Raw genomic sequence first — 4380 nt, forward strand, 5'->3', positions numbered from 1 at the left:
GATTTTTCCAAAGATTTCTTAGAAGAAAATCTTTACCAAAACATTAAATCAAAAATGGTTTGTAGAGCCGCAAAATCTTGCGACTTTGCAAAGAGAAAATCTCCTCGTGTTTGGGGATGCTGGTACCAATCAACTCAAAATGACCGGCGTTAAGAAAAATAAATGCCTGAAATCAGAAACCAGTTGTTCCAAATCTGTCACAATTTGAAAGGATTTCCGATGAAGCGAAGCAAGATGTTCCTCCTGGTCCTTCCGATTGTTCTGCTGCTTTTTTCCTGTTTTCCCATGAAAAGGCCTGTTCCAACCCGGGCGCCGGAAATCAGCATTATTCCCGCCCCGGCTCATCTAAAAAGAGGGACAGGATTTTTTGTTCTCACGCAAAAGACCCGAATTGTTGCGGACACAACCGATTCCTCGATTCGGCAGATTGTGCACTATTTTGCGGACCAGCTCGGGCGCTCGACGGGCCGGGTGCTTTCAATTTCGAACCAGCTTCCGCCAAATCCGGGATCGGTAATTCGCTTTCAAATTGTGTCTGACCAAACTCTGGGAGACGAGGGGTACCGGCTGACGGTCACGCCGCAGGCCGTTCAAGCGGAGGCCTATCGCCCGGCCGGGCTTTTTTACGCCGTACAAACCCTTTTTCAACTCCTTCCGCCGGACGTGTACGCCACCAGCGATCCCGCAAACGTCCGCTGGGTCATTCCGGTCGTTACGATTCAGGACAAGCCCCGCTACCCCTGGCGTGGTTTTATGCTGGATGTGGCGCGCCATTTTTTCACCAAAGATTTTATTAAAAAGCAAATTGACCTGCTGGCCCTGCACAAAATGAATCATCTCCACCTGCATTTGACCGACGACCAGGGCTGGCGGATTGAAATCAAAAAGTACCCGAAACTCACGCAAATTAGCTCCTGGCGCCGCACCGGCGACGGCACCATTACCGGCGGCTACTACACGCAAGACGACATTCGGGAACTGGTGGCCTACGCCCAAAAGCGGTTCGTTACCATTGTGCCCGAAATTGAAATGCCCGGCCACTGCCAGGCGGCTCTGGCAGCCTACCCGCAACTTTCCTGTACGGGCGGGCCGTTTCACGTGGCCACGGAGTGGGGCATTCACAAAGATGTGTACTGCGCCGGAAACGACAGTGTGTTTGTTTTTCTCCAGAATGTGCTCACGGAAGTCATGCAGCTTTTCCCGTCTCCGGTCATTCATGTGGGTGGGGACGAGGTTCCCAAAGACCGCTGGAAACAGTGCCCCAAGTGCCAGGCGCGAATCAAGGCAGAGGGCCTGAAAAACGAAGCTGAGCTGCAAAGCTATTTTATTCGCCGGATTGAAAAATTCCTCAATGCCCACGGCCGGCGGCTCATTGGCTGGGATGAAATTCTGGAAGGCGGTCTGGCGCCTAACGCCATTGTGATGTCCTGGCGGGGCACGCAGGGCGGCATTGCAGCGGCAAAGCAACATCACGATGTGGTCATGAGTCCCACAAATTACTGTTATTTCGATTACTACCAGGGTGACCCCCGGATTGAACCCCTGGCCATTGGTGGGAATCTGCCCATCGAAAAGGTGTACCAATTCAATCCCACACCCAAGGCCCTGACGCCCGAAGAGGCCAAACACGTGCTTGGCGGACAGGCCAATCTCTGGACGGAGTACATCGCCACGCCCCGGCACGCGGAGTACATGACTTACCCGCGTCTGGCCGCCATGGCCGAAGTGCTCTGGTCGCCGCCGGAAAAAAGGAATTGGAATGATTTCTTCAATCGGCTTCTGGTGCAATTCAAACGCTACAAGGTGTTGGGTGTTCACGCGGCCCGCAGTTTGTTTGCTGTTGACATCGCTCCCGAATTCAATCCTGCCAAAAAACAGTGGCAGGTAAAGCTGGAACCCCACATGAGCCAGACCGAGGTCCATTACACGTTGGATGGGAGCACCCCAACGCTTGCTTCCAGGCGGTACACGTCTCCCTTTCATTTAAAACATTCGGCCGCCTTGCGGGCGGCGGCTTTTCTGGGAAACAAGCGCGTCAGCGATGTGTCCAAAATGGCGTTGCTGGCTCACCAGGCGCTGGGCTGCCCGGTCAAATTGCAATCGCCCTACAGTCCAAAGTACACGGCCGGAGAAGATTTTGCCCTTACGGACGGCCTGTTCGGGACAAAATTTTACCGCGACGGCCGCTGGCAGGGCTACGAGGGGACTGATTTTGTGGGAACCGTGGATCTGGGAAAGCCTGTTTCTGTCCGAAAAATAAGCGTGCGGTTTTTGCAAAACACCGGCTCCTGGATTTTCCTGCCGCTGACCGTCACATTTTCCGTGTCGCAGGACGGGCAAAATTTTACGCCCGTTCACACGTCTGTGAATCGAATTTCGCCGCGGGTGGGGGATGAGGTAATCGTTAAAACCTTTCACTGCGCCTATTCGGGGGCTCCCGTTCGCTTCGTCCGCGTGCACGCCAAAAATCGCGGTGTGTGCCCGCCCTGGCATCCGGGCGCCGGCGGCAAGGCCTGGCTTTTTACGGACGAAATTGTGGTGGAGTAAAGGGAAAAATCCCGATTTAAGGGATGTAGCTGACTGAATTATTTTTCATACAAAACAATTTCACACCCACGATCAAGAGGAATGCAACCCTATGCCGATTTTTGTCAACGGACAGGAAATTTCGGAGGCGGCTATTCAGGCGGAAATAACCCGAATGCGGCCGATGTTTGACCAGCAGTTTTCAGAACTCCCACCGGAAGAGCGGGAGGAAAAACTTCGCCAATGGGCCGAAGACAATGCCGTGGAACGACTTCTGCTGGAACAGGAAGCGCAGAAACGCGGCTACAAGATTCGAAAAAGCGAGGTTGACCGTGAGTACCGGCGGCTGGTACAAGAATACGGCAGCCCTGAAGCGCTGCAGGTTCACTTCGGCGTTACGGCCCGTGACAAGCTTCAGATTCGCCTGGCCATAACGCGGCAGATTCGGGTGCAGCGACTCATTGCGGACGTGTGTTCGGATCCCTCCCGTTCGGAAGCGGAACAATTGGACGCGTTTCTGGAAAATCTTCGATCGAAGGCAGACATTCGTGTAACCAAAGAATCAGCCCCAAAAGCGTACCGAAAAGCCCTGACGTCTGTGCTGGTCAAACCGGCAGGCCCGGACTGCAATTTGGCCTGCACCTACTGTTTTTATCTCGAAAAGGCGAGCCTGTTCCCACGGGTCAAAATGCACCGAATGAATGAGGCGATTCTTGAAGAAATGACGAAGCAAATTCTGAAACAGGGGGGGCCGTCCATTACCATCGGCTGGCAGGGGGGCGAACCCACCCTCATGGGACTTCCTTTTTTTGAAAAGGCCGTTGAATTTCAGAAAACATACGCACAGGAGCAGACGGTAGGAAATGGGCTTCAAACCAATGGGATTCTTCTGGACCAAAATTGGGCCCATTTTTTGGGAAAAAATCAGTTTTTAATCGGTTTGTCTCTGGATGGTCCCCGGCACATTCACGACCATTATCGCCTGTTTCGGGGGGGGCAAGGTTCTTGGGAACAGGTGGTGGATCGGGCCAAACTTCTTCTGGACGCCGGAGTCGCCGTGAACGCGTTGACCGTTGTGTCGGATTACTCGGCGCAGTTTCCGGAAGAAATTTACGCGTTCCACAAATCACTGGGCCTCACGTACATGCAATTCATCCCCTGCGTAGAAACCGATCCGCGGGATCCCACCCGGGCCGCACCCTTTTCGGTGTCGCCAGAGCAGTATGGACGCTTTTTACAGAAAGTTTTTGATTTGTGGTGGAGTGATTTCAAGAATGGCCAGCCGACAACCTCCGTGCGGTTTTTCGAATCTGTTTTTTACACGTACGTGGGACTGACGCCGCCTGATTGCACATTGCACAAAGAGTGCGGAATTTACGTAGTGGTTGAGCACAATGGCGATGTGTACGCCTGCGATTTTTTTGTGGAACCCCGCTGGCGTCTGGGCAATGTAATGGAAGATCAACTGATTGACCTTCTGAATTCGCCCAAACAGGACGCATTTGGAAAGGTTAAGGTGCACCTGCCAAAAGAGTGTTTGAATTGTCCCTGGTTGCAGCACTGCTGGGGCGGCTGTCCAAAGGATCGGCTGCGGGACCCGCGGGATCAGGGAAGCAACCATTTTTGCCGCTCGTACAAAATGTTTTTTGAACACGCCGATGCCCGCCTCCAGGAATTGGCCCGGGTGTGGAAAAGAACCAACCGGATGTGAGAGGTGGAGATCGGGGATTCGTCGGGGCGAATCGCCCCTACAGAACCATTCGCGCATTCGCGGCATAAAAGATTCACCGCAAGGGTGCAAAGACGTAGAGTTGAAATTTCAAATCACAAATTATGTCACCTGGCATGTACAAC

General features: G+C 53.2%; 2 protein-coding genes. Both read left to right on the forward strand.

What is annotated here, in order from left to right:
* Window positions 1-219: 219 nt before the first annotated feature.
* Window positions 220-2547, forward strand: coding sequence for a family 20 glycosylhydrolase (locus tag GXO76_06090; GenBank protein NOY77424.1), 2328 nt, complete (start codon window positions 220-222; stop codon window positions 2545-2547).
* A gap of 91 nt (window positions 2548-2638) precedes the next feature.
* Entirely contained in the window at window positions 2639-4237 is a 1599-nt protein-coding gene (locus GXO76_06095) for an anaerobic sulfatase maturase (protein ID NOY77425.1), read from the forward strand.
* Window positions 4238-4380 lie beyond the last annotated feature (143 nt).

The organism is Calditrichota bacterium (genome assembly GCA_013151735.1).
In the GTDB taxonomy this organism is placed as follows: Bacteria; Zhuqueibacterota; JdFR-76; order JdFR-76; family BMS3Abin05; genus BMS3Abin05.

Bases quoted from the DNA above. Each gene is read 5' to 3' on its own strand.
- GXO76_06090 (NOY77424.1), top strand. From the start codon at position 220: ATGAAGCGAAGCAAGATGTTCCTCCTGGTCCTTCCGATTGTTCTGCTG.
- GXO76_06095 (NOY77425.1), top strand. From the start codon at position 2,639: ATGCCGATTTTTGTCAACGGACAGGAAATTTCGGAGGCGGCTATTCAG.